Consider the following 1,662-nt stretch of genomic DNA (forward strand, 5'->3'; position numbering starts at 1 on the left):
CCTGAAGGACAGCCCGCGCCGCCAGCCGCCGGACATCTCGGCCACCGCCGCGAGCAGCGCCAGGTGGCGCGGGCTGTCCTTCAGGAGCGCCTGGCGCAGCGCGAACGGATCCTGCCCGCCCCCTTGCGCGATCTCGTCGAGGAAGCTCTCGTAGAACGCGTCGTTCATCGAGTGGCCGACGGAGCGCCAGAACGCGATGGTCACCGGGTGGGCGAGCTTGGTGAAGGTCATCCGCCGGTTCGGGATGGCGTAGGGCTTCTCGACGATCCCCTCCACGGCGGAGGAATCGATCGGGTTCTTGAACAGCGCCCCGAAATAGCGCCCGATCGGCCCCTCGCCGACGGTGCGGACCTCGATGGCGCTCGGCCGGCCCTCTGCGTCCAGGGCGGCCCGGAAGCGGCTGTAGCTGAGCGGGCGCAGGGCGTCGGAGCGGAACTCCTCCTCGCGCGACCACAGCACCTTCACAGGACGCTTGGTCGCCTGCGCGAGGCGGATCGCCTGCGGGAACGGGTTGGCGGGTCCGTAGGCGAAGTGGCGGCCGAAGAAGCCGCCGAGCATCGGCGAGTGGATCCGCACCTGCGCCGGCTGCAGGCCCGCGACCTGGGCGGAGATCGCCTGGAACAGTTCTGGCATCTGGTTGGGCAGCCAGAGGTCGAGCGTCCCGTCCTCGGCAAAGCGCGCCAGCGCCGAGGGCGGCTCGAGCTGGGCGTGGGCCAGATAGGGCGCCTCGTACTCCGCCTCAACGACCTTGGCGGCCTTGGCGAAGGCGTCGGCGGTGTCGCCCACCGCCTCGGCGGCGAGGCCCGGATCGGCCGAGGCCTTGAGCGCCGCCACCATCCCGTCGGACGAGAAGTCGGCGGCCACCGTGTCGAGGCCGCTCGGCTTGGGCGCCGACCAGCGCACGGTGAGCGCCTCGACCGCCTTGCGGGCCCGCCACCAGCTGTCGGCCGCGACCGCGACGGCGCCCGGCAGGCGATGCACCGAATGGACGCCCGGCATGGCGCGGATGTCCGCCTCGTTGGTGAGCGCCTCCGGCTCGGTGCCGAGATGCGGCGCGTGCTGCACGGCGGCGTACAGCATGCCGTCGAGTTTCTGGTCGATCGCGTAGACCGCCTGCCCGGTCGCCTTGTCGTGCACGTCGAGCCGCGGGACCGGCTGGCGGATGTACCGGAAGGTCGCCGGGTCGCGCAGCTGGACGGCCTCGTTCGGCTTCAGCAGCAGGGCGTCGGCCGCCAGGTCGCCGTAGGGCAGCGAGCGGTCGGTCGCCGCGTGCAGCACGACCCCGTCGCGGGTGGTGAGTTCTGATTCCTGGACCTTGAGCCGGGCCGCGGCGGCGCGGATCAGCATGTCGCGGGCGGTCGCGCCGAGCCGGCGCATCACAGCGTAGCTCGACCGGGTCGAGAAGCTGCCGCCGGTCATGCGCAGGCCGTTCACCACGGCGTAGTCGGGACCGGGCGGCGCGCATTCCACGACGAACCGCGCGGGCGGCACGTCGAGCTCCTCGCCCACGATCTGCGCCATGCCGGTGGCGATGCCCTGGCCGCCCTCGACGAAGGGGCTGAGCAGCTTGACGGTGCCGTCCGGGTGGATCTCCAGGAAGGCCGCGACCCGGGTGCCGGGCTTGGGCGCGATGGCGCCCGCTCCCTCCGCGGGCCCCTGCGC

General features: G+C 72.8%; 1 protein-coding gene. It reads right to left on the reverse strand.

Annotation, left to right across the window (positions count from 1 at the left end):
* Nucleotides 1-1,662, reverse strand: a 1,662-nt coding sequence (locus FV228_RS28980; RefSeq protein ID WP_147857622.1) for a molybdopterin cofactor-binding domain-containing protein, incomplete at both ends; no start/stop codon positions are given.

Origin of the sequence: Methylobacterium sp. WL18, assembly GCF_008040015.1 — a bacterium.
GTDB classification, from domain to species: Bacteria; Pseudomonadota; Alphaproteobacteria; order Rhizobiales; family Beijerinckiaceae; genus Methylobacterium; species Methylobacterium mesophilicum.